This window comes from Pseudomonas sp. TWR3-1-1 (assembly GCF_049896545.1).
Taxonomy (GTDB): Bacteria; Pseudomonadota; Gammaproteobacteria; order Pseudomonadales; family Pseudomonadaceae; genus Aquipseudomonas; species Aquipseudomonas weihenstephanensis.
Window position 1 is genome coordinate 1 of the sequence record NZ_JAFCUO010000017.1, and the last position, 18,222, is coordinate 18,222.

The following is an 18,222-nucleotide window of genomic DNA, read 5'->3' on the forward strand; positions in this document are numbered from 1 at the left end:
ACACGCTGCTGTCAACACCTCATTTCCTGCTTCGATGATTTGAAGCTAGCATCGCCGAAAACCGTTCAACTCATTGATACTCAAGGAGTTTTCCGTTTCGACTACGCCGGAAGTGGGGCAAATTATAGGGTGTTTCAAATCTGAGTCAAGGGTTAGTTATAGCTATGACGAAATACGTAGGTTTTAACGCATACACCCCACAGATTCTGCGCACTATATTGCACACCCATTGGTAGTTCAGCATGATACCCAGCTACCACCCTCTCTATGCACCCAGGCCCACTCAGAAATGACAAAGCAACCTCATCGCCTTGCTACGACTCTATTCCCTGTCGGGTTACTTCTTATTGCAATGGCATCCATACAATCCGGAGCGTCGCTCGCCAAGAGTATGTTTCCCATTGTGGGCGCCCAAGGGACAACCACGCTGCGTCTTATATTTGCCAGCGTGATTATGCTGCTTATATTGCGCCCCTGGAGGGCCAAGCTCACCGCAAAATCCCTACGCACCGTGGTCATTTATGGCATTGCCTTGGGAGGGATGAATTTTCTCTTCTATATGTCACTGCGTAGCGTTCCCCTAGGAATTGCGGTCGCGCTTGAATTCACCGGCCCTCTTGCAGTTGCCATTTACGCGTCGCGAAGAGCAATCGACTTTGTCTGGATCGGACTGGCCATCACCGGACTATTGCTACTTATCCCTACCGGAGGCAGCAGCGAAGGGATTGATTTGGTGGGCGCAGGATATGCTCTTGGTGCTGGCGCTTGTTGGGCGCTGTACATTCTATTCGGACAGAAAGCTGGCGCGGACAACGGTGTCCAGACCGCCGCCCTGGGCGTAATGATTGCTGCGTTGTTCATTGCACCTATCGGCATTGTTCATGCCGGCGCAACACTCCTAACCCCCAGCCTGATCCCGCTAGCCATTGGCGTTGCCGTGCTCTCTACCGCCCTGCCCTACACATTGGAGATGATTGCACTCACTCGCATGCCAACCCGTACGTTCGGTACGCTCATGAGTATCGAACCAGCCTTTGGCGCTCTTTCGGGGTTGCTGTTCCTCAATGAGGTGCTCTCGTTTGCACAATGGATGGCCATCTTGTGCATCATCATGGCTTCAGTGGGCGCTACATTAACCATGCGCGGCCATATAACGCCTTCAGCCAAGGCCGATTAGCATCACAATTGATACAAGCTCTAGTAATTGACTCTCATTTAGGAGATGTTTACTCCCCGTGAAAGTCACACGGGGGCGATTCCGGATAGGGATATCTATAAATAGCCACAGCCAACGGCAGTTTGGTACCCACATCCCGCAAATCCGACGCTAACGCTTAAGGACAGGAATGAAACGCTTTTTGATAGCTTTGGCAGCACTGGCTTTAGCAGGCTGCGCAGCAACCTCTGAAACCTCTGTAAAACATGGTAAACGAGGTCTACACATCAACTGTTCCGGACTGTCTTCGTCGTGGGACAAATGTTATGCAGAAGCAGCAAGGTCCTGCGGGGACAAAGGGTATCGCACGATCGCCAAGTCAGGTGATTCTGCCGAAGAGCCCGGAGATTACCCATTTGGCTTGAACCCTGCCGGCTACACGAGCCGTAGCATGATCGTCCTCTGTAAATAATCATTGTCGACACTTGTCAGCCACGCAACCGCTCAAGTCGACTGCGTGGCCCCCCTCTACCTACCCTGCTGCGCCAACAGGTTCAGTTCGTGCCTTCAGCCATTCGAGTGCATCCCCGTCAAGCAACGGGCCAAGACGCTCACGCACCTCTGCATGATAAGCATCCAGCCACTCAACCTCGTCGCGTGTGAGCAACGATGACTCCAGACAGCGTGTATCAATAGGGCACATCGTCAGCGTTTCAAACTTCAAGAATGTTCCGAACTCCGAACTCCCCGCCTCCCTGTTAAGTACCAGGTTTTCAATCCGGACTCCCCAGCGGCCAGGCTTGTATGTGCCAGGCTCAATCGAAGTAATCATCCCTGGCTGCATAGCTGTCTGCGGCGCGGGGGCGGCCTGATAAGCAATGACCTGTGGCCCTTCGTGCACATTCAGAAAGTAACCCACACCATGCCCCGTTCCATGCCCGTAATCGACCCCGTCTGCCCAGATTGGCGCCCGAGCAATCGAGTCCAGCAATGGAGACAAAATGCCTCGAGGGAAATGAGCTCTAGAGAGAGCAATCACACCTTTAAGCACGCGCGTGCAATCGCGCTTTTGCTCATCGCTGACCTTACCCACCGGCACCATGCGCGTGATATCAGTTGTCCCCCCCAAATACTGCCCACCGGAGTCAATCAGCAAGAGGCCATCGCCCTCAATCAGCGCATGCGCCTGCTCGGTGGCATGGTAATGAGGCATTGCCCCATTCGCATTGAAAGCTGCGATGGTATTGAAACTCAGCGAAACAAAATCGGGGCGGCTAGCTCGCGCAGCCGTCAGGCGCTCATCGATGGTCAGCTCGGTAATACGCTCACGCCCCCAAGCGGAATCCAGCCAGGCAAAGAACTCACACAGCGCAGCACCGTCCTGCTCCATCGCCTGACGGATATAAAAAACGTCATCAAGGCTCTTTTGTGATTTAGCCAACGTGGTCGGATTCAAACCTTCAACCAGCTTTACGCCCGCTTTAAGATTGCCGAGCAGCCCGCACGTCACACGTGCCGGATCCACCAACAAACGGGTCGACTCAGGTAGCGCGAGCAACGCCGACGCGATTTCGTTGTAATCACGAAGTGTCACACCCTCCTTCAATAAAGAATCCCGCAGCTCGGGACTGACTTTCGTCAGGTCCACGAACAACGTCGCTTGCCTCTCTTCAATCAACGCAAATGAAACGAAAACCGGGTTGAAGGGTACATCCGCTCCCCGCAGATTAAATAACCATGCGATATCGTCGAGAGTGGCAATGAAATGCGCATTGGCTTTGCGTTGCGTGAGCGTTTCACGCAGTTGAGCCAGCTTTTCAACCCGGCCAACCGTTGCCTGAGGCGACAAGTGCTCATACAAAGGCTTGGCGGGCAGAGATGGACGCCCCTCCCAAACCAGGTTCAGCAGGTCGATATCCGTGCGTAAAAATGCACCGCGCTCTTTAAGCCGACTTTCCAAGGTTCGGGCGAAGGCCAGCGCAAAGACAGCGCCGTCAACCGATACGGTCTCGCCCTTAGGGGTTTGCTCCGCCAACCACTCCAGCGGCCCTGGCTGACCCGGCACTAGCTTGACCAGTTCAATAGTGCTGCCAGCCAGCTCTTTGGTCGCCTGCTCCCAATAACGGCTATCAGCCCATACGCCTGCAAACGTCGGCGTAATGATCAAGGTGCCGACGGACCCGTGAAAACCCGACAACCATTGCCGTCCCTGCCAATACTCCGGCAAGTACTCCGATAGATGGGGGTCGGCTGACGGCACCAGCAACGCATATATACCGTTCTGGCTCATCACCGCTCGGGCACGCGCCAGACGCTGTACCACTCCCCCCTGATTCAACGACTGAGTACTCATCCTTTCTCCTGCTGGTCACGGGTCATTATTATGATTCGCTGATGTTGTATCAGCGTCTAAGGTTGAGCAACCGCCCAAAAAGGAGCCGGTACCGTTGTGGCGACCTGTATCGCTTTGGCCAATGCATCAACATCCTGATTCGACGTAAAACGTCCGAAACTTAAACGGATGGTCCTGCGCGCCTTTTCAACATCCATACCTAATGCCAGCAGCACATGGGACGGCGCATTACTGGCCGAATTACAGGCTGAGGTCGCGGAATAGGCGACGGCTGCACTCAACGCTGCGCTGCTGAAGTGCCCCTCACTGAACGTAAGACTTAAGGTATGAGGTACCCGGTTTTGCTGACTGCCATTACATTGCAGCCCGGCAATGCCCGCCAGATGGCCCAACAGGCGCTCACGCAAACTTGATACATGGGCCAGCTCATCATTCAAAGACTGTTTTGCCACTGCAAACGCATGCCCCATGCCCGCAATCTGGTGAGTCGCCAACGTGCCTGAGCGCAGACCGAACTCATGCCCGCCGCCATGCATCTGAGCCTGCAACCGGTCTTGCGCCCTTGGCCCGACATACAACGCGCCAATCCCCTTGGGACCGTAAATTTTATGACCTGAAAAGGACATTAAATCGACTGCCCACTGAGCGACATCGATAGCGAGTTTCCCCGCCCCTTGAGCAGCATCCACATGGAACAGCGCACCATGTTCACGCACATATTGGCCAATGGCAGGTATGTCATTAACGGTCCCCAACTCATTGTTTACCAGCATCAGCGACACAAGCAGCGTGTCTGCACGGAGTGCAGACCGGACTTTATCGGCACTGATAAGGCCATCTGCATCGGGAGCCAGATACGTGACTTCAAAGCCTGACTGCTGCAAAAAACGCGCCGTATCCAGAACTGCCTTGTGCTCGATCTGGCTGGTAATGATGTGCCCGCGTGATTGACCACTCCCAAGGGCGACACCTTTGAGTGCCAGGTTGTTGGACTCGGTGGCACCTGAGGTCCAGACAATATGTTCTGCCTTGGCATTTATAAGTTGCGCCACTTGCTCCCTGGCCAACTCAACAGCAGAGCGGGCCTGCTGACCGTAAGCGTGTGAGCCGGAGGCCGGGTTACCAAAATTACCCTCAAAGCCCAGGCAATCAACCATCACCTGAATGACACGAGGGTCCACAGGTGTGGTGGCAGCGTAATCGAAATACAGAGGTCGTTTGTCCATCGTGCAAACCCACAAAACAAGTTCCGGCATCAGGCAATGCGTGATAGCAGAAGATTAAGGCCACGTTGAAAGGGATCGCTAAAAATACCCTATCGAGCCCAGTGAAAAAAGAGGTGCCAATTGGAAAGGCCGTAGGAGCCTTCCCAAATTTATACCCTGAGCGACTATGGCCTTATAAAGCGCCAGAAACGCGGGGAAGCGCAAGTCTTATATGCAATAAGGATATATAAATATGGAATTAGGTTAGTTTACGGAATATAAAAACCCCCTTATAAAGTCGCCTTCGGCTTACCTTTTGTGGGCAGAGCCCTCGTTAGAAGGAGCTGATCATGCAGCTTTTGACGCTACCTGCGACCCCCTCCCTGGCAACTTCCATCCGAGCCACTGCTCAGGTGTTCGAAGATCCCACGTCCAAGGCGCTATTGGCCCACCTCCAGCAAATTGCACCCAGTAATGCCAGCGTATTGATCATTGGCGAAACGGGGACCGGCAAGGAGTTAGTCGCACGCCATATCCATCAACTCAGCGCTCGCCATCAACAACCCTTTATCGCGGTTAATTGCGGCGCGTTTTCCGAGTCCTTAGTCGAGGCCGAGTTGTTTGGCCATGAAAAAGGCGCGTTTACCGGTGCACTCAGTGCAAAGGCCGGCTGGTTTGAAGAAGCCGATGGCGGAACGTTATTTCTGGATGAAATCGGCGATCTGCCGCTGACCATCCAGGTGAAACTGTTGCGCGTTCTCCAGGAACAAGAAGTGGTACGCCTTGGCTCACGCAAAAGTACGCCCATCAACGTGCGGGTCCTGGCCGCCACCAACGTCAATCTGGAACACGCCATTGAAGCGGGACATTTTCGTGAAGATCTGTACTACCGCCTGAACGTTGTCAGCCTTGCACTGCGCCCTTTGCGTGAGCGTGTGGGGGACATTCTGCCCTTGGCGCGACATTTCCTGCACACCTATCGACAACGCTTACCCCATGGCCCAACCGCCCTCAGCGGCTGCGCAGAAAACACCCTTAAGCACCACCCGTGGCCAGGCAACATCCGAGAACTGGAAAACGTCATCCACCACAGCCTGCTGCTGTGCCGCAATCAAACCATCACAGTCGATGACCTGCGTTTGCCAAAACCCCGCGCAACGCGCAAAACCGCCAACCCGCACGCCCCTCAAGACACCGCCAAAGATTTACTGCAACGCGCCTTTCGCACCCTGTTCGAAGAACACAATGACGCGCTGCATGAAACGGTTGAAGATGCCTTGCTCCGCGCCGCTTATGAGTTCTGTCATCACAACCAGGTGCACACTGCAAAACTGTTAGGCCTGAGTCGCAATGTCACCCGTACGCGCCTGATCAAGCTGGGCGCACTGACAGTGACTACCCGTCGCCTCGAAACCGGCACCGCCGTCTGAAATTTTCAGCAGTTGCTCTGTGACAACTGCTGAAGATCGTATCCGACCCTCAGCGCTCTATACGCCGCAATCCGCGCTACTTGGCTGGCCAATACCCGCCAGCAGGATTTTGAATCAACCTGCGTCATAGAACGACACCTCAAATATCGAATGAGGCAGACGTTGCACATCAGTAAAGTGCTTGTCGCCGCCCTACCGGGTTATGGGTAAGATGATGCCCCTGTGGCGCACCTGCGCTGTACGTCCCGCCGAATTAAGTCGATCCCATGCCTTTTGAACTCAGCGTAGATTTGACCACCCTCGCCATTCTGGCTGCCGTTGCCTTTGTTGCCGGTTTCATCGACGCCATTGCTGGCGGTGGCGGCCTGCTCACCACCCCTGCATTGCTCACGGCGGGCTTGCCGCCACACCTGGTGCTGGGCACCAACAAACTCAGTTCGACCTTTGGCGCAGCCACTGCCAGCTTCACTTTTTATCGGCGAAAGCTGTTCCATCCACGCGAATGGAAACTGGCCATATTCGGCACCCTGGCAGGCGCATTGATTGGCGCCATCGTGGCCCACTACATGCCTGCCGAATGGCTGAACAAAATGCTGCCAGTGATCGTGTTTGCGTGCGGCGTGTATCTGTTATTTGGCGGCACACCCAAAACCCCGATCGACAACGATGCTCCGATCAAAAAGAAATGGCAGTTACCTCAAGGTTTCAGCCTGGGGTTTTACGACGGCGTCGCCGGGCCGGGCACGGGCGCCTTCTGGACCGTCAGCAGCATGCTGCTGTATCCCATCGACCTGGTGAAGGCCAGCGGCGTGGCGCGCAGCATGAACTTCGTCAGCAACATTGCAGCGCTGTCGGTGTTTATCTTCTCGGGCCATGTGGACTGGGTCATCGGCCTGACCATGGGCTTTGCCGTGATGGTCGGCGCCTTCTTTGGCGCCCGCAGTGCGATCAGCGGCGGGGCCAAATTCATTCGCCCCGTGTTCATTACCGTGGTCCTTGGACTGACCGTGCGCCTAGCCTGGCAGCACTGGTTCGGGCAAGCCTAAGCGGCGCGCCGCATACAGGTCGATGAGATAACGCGCAATGGAGCGCGATGCCGGCAAGGGTGGCAAATCATGCACATTGAACCACTGCGCATCTTCGATCTCATCGGCCTGCGGCACGATATCGCCGCTGGCATATTGCGCATGAAAACCGAGCATCATTGAATGCGGAAACGGCCAGCACTGACTGCCCACGTACTCAATGTTCTTCACTTCAAGCTGCACCTCTTCACGCACCTCGCGGATCAAGCAGTCTTCGGCAGATTCACCCGGCTCGGCAAACCCCGCCAACGTACTGTAAACGCCGGGCACAAAACGCGGCGAACGCGCCAGCAAAACCTCATCACCCCGAGTGATCAACACAATCATGCTCGGAGAAATTCGCGGATAACTGCGTAACTCGCAAAGCGCGCAGTGCATTGCACGCTCTCTAGGCACCTGCGTCATCGCCTGCCCGCAGTTGCCGCAAAAACGATGCTCACGCGCCCAAGTGCCAATTTGCGCGGCATACCCCAACACTTTATAAAGCGTGTGATCACCTTCCAGCATGAACGTGCGCAAGCCCTGCCAATGACAACGCTCAAGCTCGACCGAGCGCTCAAGTTCCAGCAGATACACCGGCTCGCCATCCAAATGACCAATGCCGTGCTCTGCCAGTACGGGTAAAGCTTGTGACTTGAGCCATTCACGCGCGAACAGCGGGCCATTATCGTCCACCAGAAAACCTTCCGGGCTACGTGCTACAGCCCAACCGCCCGAAAGATTTGTGTCCAGTACTGCCGTGGTCCAACGCGGTGTCATACAAGGTCCTTGTCAGGGTTAAACGCCGACGCCGCGCAGGCGTCAGTCGAGGAATTCTGGCTTTTGCTTGGTCATGTGCGCCGTCATGGCCACGCGCATGTCCGTGGATTGCAGCATCGCAGCGTTCCAGGTGGCGACATACTCCAGGCCGTCGTCCACGCGGTGATCGCGCATGTAACCAATCATTTGTTTGGTACCGCCAATAGCAATTGGCGACTTGCCCGCGATGTCCTCAGCGATACGCATCACACCGTCGAGCAACGCCGCGTGGTCAGAATAGACGCGGTTAACCAACCCGATGGTACGCGCCTCTTGGGCATCCACCATACGCCCGGTGTAGGCCATTTCGCGGAGCATGCCATCACCAATGATGCGTGGCAGGCGCTGCAAGGTGCCTACGTCCGCCGCCATGCCCATGTCAATTTCCTTGATCGAAAATTGTGCGTCCTCAGCGGCGTAACGCATGTCGCACGCAGCAATCAGGTCAATCGCACCGCCCAGGCAATAGCCTTGAATGGCGGCCAATACTGGCTTGCGACATTGATCGACGGCCGTGAACGAGGCTTGCATTTGCAGGATTTTACGCCGCAGAAGGCGCGCATTGCGCCCCACATCCTGACCCATCTCATTGGCGACCGAGGCCAATAACATCAGGTCGATACCTGCCGAAAAATGCTTACCCGCGCCACTGATTACCACCACGCGCACAGCATCGGCTTCATCAATCCACTGGAAGATCTCGATGATTTCCGTCCAGAACGCCGCATTCATCGCGTTGACCTTTTCCGGCCGATTGATCTGCACATGGGCAATGCTGCCCGTTAAGTCAACCTTAAAAGCCTGGTACTCGGACATAACCTGAATCCTTTGGAGGGTGCCGTTGCCGGTCGAATAGGCCGAGGACTATAACAAGCCGAACAGGCGCGAAGCAGGCCGCGATAACGCCAAAAACCGGACAAAATGACCTGTTACTGAGACCCAATGTTCAGAATAAAACGCTCAATTGCTTGCGCCACACCGTCTTCAACATTACTGCCAGTCACTTCGTCTGCCTGCTTGCGAATCGACTCATCGGCCTGCCCCATAGCCACCGAGAGCCCGGCCTTGGCAAACATCGCCGGGTCATTACCACCATCGCCAATGGCCATGGTGTGCTTCAGTGACACAGCCGTTAAATCCGCCAGCGCGACCAACGCGTCACCTTTGTTCGCCTTGAGCGCTGTGACGTCCAGATAAAAGGCCTGTGAGCGACTCGCAAGCGCCTCGCCTTCAAGCAAACCATGCAGTTGTTGTTCAAGTTCGATCAACAATTCAGCGTCACGACTGGCGCCCACGATTTTGTCGACCCGGTGCAGATGAGGCTCAAAGCTTTCAACCACCACAGGCGCGTAACCCAATGCGCTCTGCTCATGAGCAACCATCGGGCCCTCTGTGTTTTTCAAATACCACTGATCATCGGCAAATACCCAAACGTCTACCGGATAGTCAGACAGCAAGGCCAGCGTGTGTCGCACCGCTGCAATCGGCACATGGTGTGACAGCAAATAGTGGCCCTGCGCATCAACCAGCACCCCGCCATTGAATGCGGCAGTCGGCAATTTAATACCCAACTGCGCGATCTGCTCACGCATCGCTCGCGGCGGTCGGCCCGAGGCGAGGGTGAAATGGACGCCTGCGTCTTGCAACTGTTTGACCGCTCTGACATTTGCCGCACTGATGCTGTGATCAGGCAACAACAAGGTGCCATCCATGTCACACAACACCAATTGAATCGACTCGCGCTTCACGTTGCTCATCCTATGTTCAGCCATACACGGCCATCGCGTGCCAGCAGGTTTTTGGCCGCTTCAGGGCCATCTTCGCCCGCCTTGTAGGATTGAACCTCAGCATGCTCACGCCAGGCATCGAGAAAAGGCTGAACACCCCGCCAGCCGTTTTCAATATTGTCCGCTCGCTGAAACAGCGTTTGATCGCCGGTCAGGCAGTCATAAATCAAGGTTTCGTAGCCAGTGGAAGGCTGCATTTCGAAGAAGTCCTTGTACGCAAAACCCAATTCGATATTGGCCATTTTCAGGCCCGGCCCCGGACGTTTGGCCTGCAAGTCAAACCACATGCCTTCATTGGGCTGGATCTGAATACGCAGGTAGTTGGGCTGCAAACGCTCAACATCGGTGTCACGGAACTGCGCATACGGCGCAGGTTTGAAGCAGATGGCAATTTCGGTATCACGCGCACTCATGCGTTTGCCGGTGCGCAAATAAAACGGCACACCCACCCAACGCCAGTTGTCGATCATCACCTTGAGTGCAACATAGGTTTCGGTCGTGCTGTCGGGTGCCACGTTGTTCTCTTCGCGGTAACCCGGCACCGTCTTGCCACCCGACTCGCCTTGGGTGTATTGCCCGCGCACCGAGTTTTTGCGTGCATCTTCAACTGACCAGGGGCGAATGGCACCGATCACTTTGGCCTTCTCCCCGCGCACGGCATCCGCGCCGAAAGCGGCGGGCGGCTCCATCGCCACCATCGCCAATAGCTGGAATAAGTGATTGGGCAACATGTCGCGCAATGCGCCAGTGTGTTCGTAAAAACTGCCACGTGTCTCTACCCCTACGGTTTCGGCCGCAGTGATTTGCACATGGTCAATGTAATGATTGTTCCAGAAAGCTTCAAAAAGCCCATTGGAGAAGCGGCTGACCAAAATGTTCTGGACGGTTTCTTTGCCCAGATAGTGGTCAATCCGGTAGATCTGTTTTTCGCTCATGACACTCAGCAGGCAAGCGTTCAACGCCTGGGCTGTTTGCAGGTCCGAGCCAAAAGGTTTTTCAATCACCACCCGGCGAAAAGCTTGCGGGGTTTCATTGAGCAGCCCGCTGGCCCCCAGACGCTGCACCACTTCGCTGAAAAAGCGCGGCGCAGTGGCCAGGTAAAACACCGCATTGCCCGTGCCACTGGCGATGATTTTCTGTTCCAGCGCCGCATAGGTGCTGTCCTCCAGAAAGTCGCCTTGCACGTAACTGATGTTTTTGGCCAGCGAGGCCCACAACTCGGCGTTTAAGCCATGGCCCTCAGGATGATCCACTTTGCCGGCGGCTTCGGTGCGAATGAAGTCCTCCAGCTTTTTGGCAAAACCCTCATCGCTGATCGCATTGTGGTCAACCCCCACAATACGCAAGCCATCGTCCAGCAAACCGTCACGGCTCAAGTTATAAAGCGCGGGCATCAACAAGCGCTTGACCAGATCACCATGGGCACCAAACAGAAACAGCGTGGTGGGCGGCGCTGGCTTGGCCGTGGATTTGCTGGACAGGTCGGTCATTTTTTAGGTGTCTCCACGTGGCCGCCGAAACCAAAGCGCATGGCCGACAACATTTTGTCGCCATACAGGCTTTGTTGGCGCGAGCTGTAACGGGCAAACAAGGCGCTCGACAATACCGGCACCGGCGTCGACTGTTCCATGGCCGCTTCAATTGTCCAGCGACCTTCGCCGCTGTCTGCCACCGCGCCCGAGTAACCGTCCAGCGGTTCGTCGGTTGCCAGTGCATCGGCTGTCAGATCGAGCAACCAGGAGGACACCACGCTGCCGCGACGCCACACTTCGGCAATATCACCCAGGTTGAGGTCAAAGCGCTGATCTTCGGGCAGGTTTTCAGAGGCCTTCATCTTCATCACGTTGAAGCCTTCGGCGTAGGCTTGCATCAACCCGTACTCAATGCCGTTGTGTACCATTTTCACGAAGTGGCCAGAACCGGCAGGACCGGCGTGAATGTAGCCACGCTCGGCGCGATCATCGTCAGAAGTACGGTCTTTGGTGCGCGGGATATCGCCCATGCCTGGCGCCAATGTAGCGAACAGCGGATCCAGGTGCTTAACCACCTCAGTGTCACCGCCGATCATCATGCAGTAGCCGCGTTCCAATCCCCACACCCCACCCGAGGTGCCGACATCGACATAACGAATGCCTTTTTCCGACAGCGACTTGGCGCGACGGATGTCGTCTTTATAGAAGGTGTTACCCCCGTCGATGATGATGTCATCGGCGTCGAGCAGTTGGCTCAAGGTTTCAATGGTGTCTTCGGTCGGTGCACCGGAAGGCAGCATCACCCACACCGCACGAGGTTTGGACAGGCCGTCGACCAGCGCTTTAAGGTCGGCAACGCCCGTGGCGCCGTCCTTTTGCAGCGCGCTGACGAAGTCGGTATTGCGGTCAAACACCACGGTGGTATGCCCATTGAGCATCAGACGCCGCGCGATGTTACCGCCCATACGGCCCAATCCAATAATTCCCAACTGCATGTACTGATGCTCCAAACGACAAAATAAAAAAGGGTTACAACACTCTAGTGCAGCGATGCTTAAAGTGCCTCGCTGAGGATTAGTCCTAGCGCATGGCGCATAGTTTCGCACAAGCAGGGTGTCAGATTCCCTATTCAATACGTTCTGGCGACGGATGAAGGCACGCAGACCGCAAAAAATATAAAAGTTCACTTGGCAGGCAAAAGAAATCACAATCGGCCCCGGCAGTGACCCACGACCCGCAGCGGGCCGTTCGGGTACTCGATTGAACGATGTCCGCTACGAGGTGAACCATGAACACAGTACTGTCCGCGCGCCCTGCACAAACCCTCTATGTCACGATCCGTCGTGATGAGTTGCGTCAACTCAAGGACGAACACGCACAGTTGCTGCAACAGGTCGAACAGTTGCGTCAACAGTTGGCCCTCGTTCAATCCCCGCTTTCTGTTTCCCACAACACCCCGCGCATCGCCTGACACAGGCCCGCCACGGCGAGCCAGGCTCGCCGCTCCCCCCGCAACAAAGTTTTCACATGCCCTTGTTGATACTTAAACACTGTGTTGCTGCTCAGCCTTGAAGCAGCACTGACGCGTTGGCCGCGCATTGCAGTGCCAACCATCCAAGTGGTTATCAGCTGGAGCGCGGTATGGGGATGTTCAAACGCAGTAACACCTCTGCAAAAGGTTTCGATTGGGCAGGTCTGGGTTGGCTGTTCCTGTTTTTCTGGTACTTTTCCGGCATCACTCAGTTACTGATCCAGCTCACAGGCACCTCGGGCTTCTCCGGGTTTCGACAAGCCTTTGTGATGAGTGCCATCTGGTTGGCGCCGATGCTGCTCTTCCCCGCCCGCACCCGCGCATTGGCAGCGATTATCGGCGTAGTGTTGTGGGCTTGTTCCATGGCCAGCCTCGGCTACTTCTTCATCTATCAGCAGGAGTTTTCCCAGAGCGTCATCTTCATCATGTTCGAGTCGAACATCTCCGAAGCGGGCGAATACCTGACCCAATATTTTGCCTGGTGGATGGTGCTGGCCTTTTTGGCCCACACCGCCATTGCCGTATTCCTGTGGAGCCGCCTGAGACCGGTGTACTTGCCCCGCGTTCAGGCATGGGCCGCAGCCATCGGCATCCTGGTGGCCGTCATCGGATACCCGCTGATCAAACAAACCCTCAAGCACGACACCATGGCCGCAGCGATGGAAAGCTTCGAAAGCCGCGTGGAACCGGCGGTGCCATGGCAGATGGTGGTGGCTTATCGCCGCTACCTGGAGCAACTGGACAACATGCAAGGCATGCTCGCCAGCGCCAGCAAGATCCCGCCACTGACCCACCTCAAAGACAATGAAGCCGGCAAACCGACCACATTGGTGCTCGTCATCGGTGAATCAACCAACCGCCAGCGCATGAGCCTCTATGGTTATCAGCGCAAGACGACACCCAACCTCGACAAATTACGCGACCAACTGGCCATATTCGACAACGTGGTGACCCCGCGCCCCTACACCATCGAAGCGCTGCAACAAGTGCTGACCTTTGCTGACGAAGAGAACCCGGACCTGTACCTGAGCACGCCTTCGCTCGTGAGCGTGATGAAACAGGCGGGGTATAAAACCTTCTGGGTGACCAATCAACAGACCATGACCAAGCGCAACACCATGCTCACCACGTTCTCCGAACAAGCCGACGAACAGGTCTACCTCAACAACAACCGTAACCAGAACGCCCGCCAATACGATGGCGACGTACTGGCGCCGTTCTCCAAGATCCTGGCCGACAGTGCACCGCGCAAGTTGATCGTGATTCACCTGCTCGGTACGCACATGAGCTACCAGTACCGCTACCCGCCTACGTTCGACACGTTCACCGACCGTACCGGCGTGCCAAGCGGTTTGAGCGACGATCAGGTGCCGACCTACAACAGCTACGACAATGCCGTGCTGTACAACGATTTTGTGGTGTCGAGCCTGATCAAAGACTTCGCCAATACCGACCCTAATGGCTTCTTGCTGTACCTGTCAGACCATGGCGAAGACGTCTTTGACTCAGTGGGTCATGACACATTGGGCCGCAATGAAGCCAAACCGACAGCGCCGATGTACACCATCCCGTTCATGGTATGGGCCTCGCCAAAATGGCGTGAAACTCATGCCTGGAATTTTGCCAGCGACCTGAGCCGCCCCTACAGCAGCTCACAGTTCATCCACACCTGGGCTGATTTGGCCGGGCTCACGGCCAATGAGCTGGACGACAAAAAAAGTTTGGTCAGCGATCAATTCGTCGCCCGACCTCAATTGATTGGCGACCCCTACTCCCGCCCGCAAAAAGCGTTGATCGATTTCAGCCTGCTCCGACCCAAGCACCCAACGCCCGGCGAAATCGCCAAGCAATAATTAAACCGCGGGGCGCCCACCGCTCCGCCGTTTTAAGTTCCCCAAAGAAATATCAAGAAACAAGAATCGTTCTCGATTAGCTAATTCCCAGCCTTGTCATTCGTTTGAAGCACTAAGCAACTTCACAACAATGACAAGGAGCCGGCAGCGATGTACGCGCCCATGACCCGTTCGATGACGTTAACCCTCGGTCTGCTCAGCAGTGCACTCAGCCCGCACCTGTTGGCAGACACCGAGATCAAGGATGAAAGCCAAAAAAGCGCCAGTTCACTGGAACTCAACAGCACCCGCATCACTGCCCAAGGACTGGGCGCAACGACTGAGAACACCGGCGCCTACACCACCGGCTCTACAAGTACTGCGACCAAACTCAACCTGAGCATTCGCGAAACACCTCAGTCGATTTCGGTGGTCACCCGCCAGGAAATGGACGATTTCAACCTCAACACCCTGACCGAAGCCATGCGCCACACCACCGGCGTGGTGGTGCAGCACAACGACTCGGACCGGGTCAGCTATTCATCGCGCGGTTACACCATCCGTAACTTCCAGATTGACGGAATGCTCAACACCTTCAGCTTCATGAAGTCTGACGCCGACACCATCATCTACGACCGCATCGAAGTCATCCGTGGCGCCACCGGCCTGACTACCGGCGCTGGCGATCCTTCGGGCACCATCAACATGATCCGCAAACGCCCCACCCACGAACTTGAAGCCAAGGTCGGCGTTAGCGGCGGCAGTTACGACGACTATTACAGCTTCGTGGATGTGGGTGGCCCGCTGGCATTTGACGGTCGCTTGCGCGGGCGTACCGTTTTGGCTTACCGCGACAGTAAATCCTTCCGCGACAACTACGCCCTCAAGCGCGAAGTGGCTTACGGAATTCTGGAAGCCGACCTGACAGACGACACCACCGTCGCCGTAGGTTATGACTATCAAGACAAGCAAGTAAAAGGCACCACGTGGGGTACGCTGCCGTATTGGACGGGCACAGGCGAAAAAGCCCATCTGGGCCGCTCCACCAACTGGGTTGCTCCGTGGAGCTCATGGCCCATGAAGGATAAAACCGCGTTTGCCACCCTCGATCAGCGGTTGTTCTATGACTGGCGACTTAAAGCGGCCTACACCTATCGCACCAGCGATTCAGACGGCTCTGTGTACAACGCCAGTGCAGGTTTCCCCAACGCGGACCGCAGCGGAATGCTCGCCAACAGCAAGCACATGACCGGCGAAGAATACATGACGGCCGTCGACATCAATGTCTCAGGTACATACCCGCTGTTCGGGCGCGACCACGATCTGATGCTCGGATATGGGCAAGCCAAAAACGACAACACCTCACCCTGGTTAATCGAGCGTAATCCCGATAACTACGGGGTGATCCCTGACTGGAGCGATTTGGACAGCGTGCCCAAGTTCAATGACATCGATACCGGGCGTGAGGGCAGCCGAGACATCATCAAGCAAAAAGCGGGTTACCTGGCCACGCGCTTTAACCTGACGGATGACTGGCATGCCGTACTGGGAACACGCTATGGCAGTTGGAAAAGCTCAAACAGCAGCAAGGAATATGACGAAAATACCTACCAACTCACTCAAGCCACTAAGGTTACCCAGCAACACAACGACATGCTCACCCCTTATGCGGGGCTGCTGTATGACTTCACCGAACACTTCACGGCTTACGTGAGCTACACCGATATTTTTAATCCCTCTGACGAGAAAACGGTCAACAAGACCTACCTGGAACCGGTGGTCGGCAGTAACTATGAAGTGGGCATTAAAGGCAGTTTTATGGATGAGCGCCTGAACCTCTCCAGTGCCGTGTTTTGGAGCAAACAAGACAACGTGCCCGTCATCGACGATTCCGTACCCCGGGGTCCTAACGGTGAGGAATATTACAAATCCGCTGGCAAAGGCAACAAGGTCAATGGCTTTGAAATAGAGCTGGCCGGTGAAATCATGCACGACTGGAACATGATGGCGGGTTACACCTACACCCACTCACGGGACGGTGACGGCAACCGCATGAACAGCACATCACCCTTGAACATGGTCAAGCTTGCCAGCAGCTATCGCCTGCCAGGCAACTGGAAGGCCATGACCGTGGGCGCCGCCGTGAACTGGCAGAGCGACATATTCCGCGGTGCCTGGCGCCCGACAGGCGAAAAAGACGCTGATGGCGAACACATCACCGTGAAGGAAAATATTACTCAGAAGTCCTACACCCTCGTCGACCTGATGGCCCGCTACGAATTCGACCCCCATGTATCGGCTACATTGAACGTTAAAAACCTGCTGGATCAGAAATACTACGACAACGTTGGTTTCTATAACGGCGTGTTCTGGGGTGATCCACGCACCGTCAGCCTGGGCCTTGAATGGAAGCTCTAACCAGCAGCTCACTCATCACCTGTAGTCGCTGCCGAGGCACGAGGCTGCGATCGGCCGCGAAGCGGTCGTAAAACCAATCACCGCGCAGTATCTGGCACACAGCTGTTGAATGCTTTACGACGACTCTGTCGCCGCGCGTAGCCTCGTGTTACTCGTCAACGCCTACAGGTCTGCGTTCATCACCTGTAGTCGCTGCCGAGGCACGAGGCTGCGATCGGGCGCGAAGCGGTCGTAAAACCAATCACCGCGCAGTCTCCGGCACACCCAGGTTGAATGCTTCACGACGACTCTGTCGCCGCGCGTAGCCTCGCGTTACTCGTCAACGCCTACAGGCCTGCATTCATCACTTGTAGTCGCTGCCGAGGCACGAGGCTGCGATCGGCCGCGAAGCGGTCGTAAACCCGATCACCGCGCAGTATCTGACACACCAAGATTGAAGACTTCACGACGACTCTGTCGCCGCGCGTAGCCTCGCGTTACTCGTCAACGCCTACAGGCCCTGCATTCATCACCTGTAGTCGCTGCCGAGGCACGAGGCTGCGATCGGGCGCGAAGCGGCCGTAAACCCGATCACCGCGCAGTCTCTGACATACAAGGTTGAAGACTTCACGACGACTCTGTCGCCGCGCGTAGCCTCGCGTTACTCGTCAACGCCTACAGGGCCATTCATCACCTGTAGTCGCTGCCGAGGCACGAGGCTGCGATCGGCCGCGAAGCGGTCGTAAACCCAATCTCCATGTAGTGTCTGACACACCAAGGTTGAAGGCTTCACGACGACTCTGTCGCCGCGCGTAGCCTCGTGTTACTCGTCAACGCCTACAGGCCTGCATTCATCACCTGTAGTCGCTGCCGAGGCACGAGGCTGCGATCGGGCGCGAAGCGGTCGCAAAACCAATCCCCGCGCAGTATCTGACACACCAAGGTTGAAGGCTTCACGACGACTCCGTCGCCGCGCGTTACTCGTCAACGCCTACAGGGCCATTCATCACCTGTAGTCGCTGCCGAGGCACGAGGCTGCGATCGGGCGCGAAGCGGCCGTAAACCCAATCTCCATGTAGTGTCTGACACACCAAGGTTGAAGGCTTCACGACGACTCTGTCGCCGCGCGTAGCCTCGTGTTACTCGTCAACGCCTACAGGCCTGCATTCATCACCT

Annotated in this window: 14 protein-coding genes; 7 read left to right on the forward strand and 7 right to left on the reverse strand. The window is 55.9% G+C overall.

The genetic code is table 11. The annotated features are described in order from the left end of the window. Window positions 1-289: 289 nt before the first annotated feature. Both rhtA and ACP7A4_RS22195 read left to right on the forward strand, forming a co-directional pair. Window positions 290-1,177, forward strand: coding sequence for a threonine/homoserine exporter RhtA (gene rhtA, locus ACP7A4_RS22190; protein ID WP_426248342.1), 888 nt, complete (start codon window positions 290-292; stop codon window positions 1,175-1,177). A 169-nt stretch (window positions 1,178-1,346) separates the two neighbouring features. Then, the gene (locus tag ACP7A4_RS22195; protein WP_082149332.1) at window positions 1,347-1,628 is read left to right on the forward strand and encodes a hypothetical protein; all 282 of its coding nucleotides are present in this window, start codon (window positions 1,347-1,349) and stop codon (window positions 1,626-1,628) included. A 60-nt stretch (window positions 1,629-1,688) separates the two neighbouring features. Here ACP7A4_RS22195 and ACP7A4_RS22200 read toward each other — a convergent pair whose 3' ends face one another. After that, window positions 1,689-3,509: an aminopeptidase P family protein gene (locus ACP7A4_RS22200; RefSeq protein ID WP_203303754.1), complete on the reverse strand. Its 1,821-nt coding sequence runs from the start codon at window positions 3,507-3,509 to the stop codon at window positions 1,689-1,691. Window positions 3,510-3,565: 56 nt separating this feature from the next. Next, window positions 3,566-4,735 carry a cysteine desulfurase family protein gene (locus ACP7A4_RS22205; RefSeq protein WP_426248345.1) on the reverse strand — a complete coding sequence of 390 codons (1,170 nt, stop codon included), beginning with the start codon at window positions 4,733-4,735 and terminating at the stop codon, window positions 3,566-3,568. Between the two features lie 329 nt (window positions 4,736-5,064). Between ACP7A4_RS22205 and ACP7A4_RS22210 the strand changes: the two genes are divergently transcribed. Further along, a complete protein-coding gene (locus ACP7A4_RS22210) occupies window positions 5,065-6,144 on the forward strand; it encodes a sigma-54 interaction domain-containing protein (RefSeq protein ID WP_426248347.1) in 1,080 nt (359 codons plus the stop codon). 266 nt (window positions 6,145-6,410) lie between these two features. Next, window positions 6,411-7,190: a TSUP family transporter gene (locus ACP7A4_RS22215; RefSeq protein ID WP_048399658.1), complete on the forward strand. Its 780-nt coding sequence runs from the start codon at window positions 6,411-6,413 to the stop codon at window positions 7,188-7,190. Here the strand turns inward: ACP7A4_RS22215 and nudC are convergent. The 5 genes from nudC to gnd form a co-directional block, all read right to left on the reverse strand. After that, a complete protein-coding gene (nudC, locus tag ACP7A4_RS22220; RefSeq protein ID WP_203303751.1) occupies window positions 7,158-7,988 on the reverse strand; it encodes an NAD(+) diphosphatase in 831 nt (276 codons plus the stop codon). The two genes, ACP7A4_RS22215 and nudC, sit on opposite strands and share 33 nt — an antisense overlap. A 42-nt stretch (window positions 7,989-8,030) precedes the next feature. Beyond that, on the reverse strand, window positions 8,031-8,843 hold the full coding sequence (locus ACP7A4_RS22225) for a crotonase/enoyl-CoA hydratase family protein (protein ID WP_426248349.1): 813 nt from the start codon (window positions 8,841-8,843) through the stop codon (window positions 8,031-8,033). Between the two features lie 113 nt (window positions 8,844-8,956). Then, window positions 8,957-9,784, reverse strand: a complete 828-nt coding sequence (locus ACP7A4_RS22230) for an HAD family hydrolase (protein WP_426248351.1) — start codon at window positions 9,782-9,784, stop codon at window positions 8,957-8,959. Then, window positions 9,781-11,304, reverse strand: coding sequence for a glucose-6-phosphate dehydrogenase (gene zwf, locus ACP7A4_RS22235; protein WP_203303748.1), 1,524 nt, complete (start codon window positions 11,302-11,304; stop codon window positions 9,781-9,783). The genes ACP7A4_RS22230 and zwf overlap by 4 nt, the downstream gene beginning before the upstream one ends. Then, window positions 11,301-12,281, reverse strand: a complete 981-nt coding sequence (gene gnd / locus ACP7A4_RS22240; RefSeq protein WP_059761467.1) for a phosphogluconate dehydrogenase (NAD(+)-dependent, decarboxylating) — start codon at window positions 12,279-12,281, stop codon at window positions 11,301-11,303. Before gnd ends, zwf begins: the two co-directional genes overlap by 4 nt. 293 nt (window positions 12,282-12,574) lie before the next feature. Here gnd and ACP7A4_RS22245 point away from each other — a divergent pair, with 293 nt between their 5' ends. From ACP7A4_RS22245 to ACP7A4_RS22255, 3 genes are all read left to right on the forward strand, one after another. Next, entirely contained in the window at window positions 12,575-12,757 is a 183-nt protein-coding gene (locus ACP7A4_RS22245) for a DUF6026 family protein (protein ID WP_048363662.1), read from the forward strand. 170 nt (window positions 12,758-12,927) lie between these two features. Further along, entirely contained in the window at window positions 12,928-14,670 is a 1,743-nt protein-coding gene (locus tag ACP7A4_RS22250; protein ID WP_426248353.1) for a phosphoethanolamine transferase CptA, read from the forward strand. 150 nt (window positions 14,671-14,820) lie between these two features. Next, window positions 14,821-17,067, forward strand: a complete 2,247-nt coding sequence (locus tag ACP7A4_RS22255; RefSeq protein ID WP_059761464.1) for a TonB-dependent siderophore receptor — start codon at window positions 14,821-14,823, stop codon at window positions 17,065-17,067. Window positions 17,068-18,222: the final 1,155 nt, after the last annotated feature.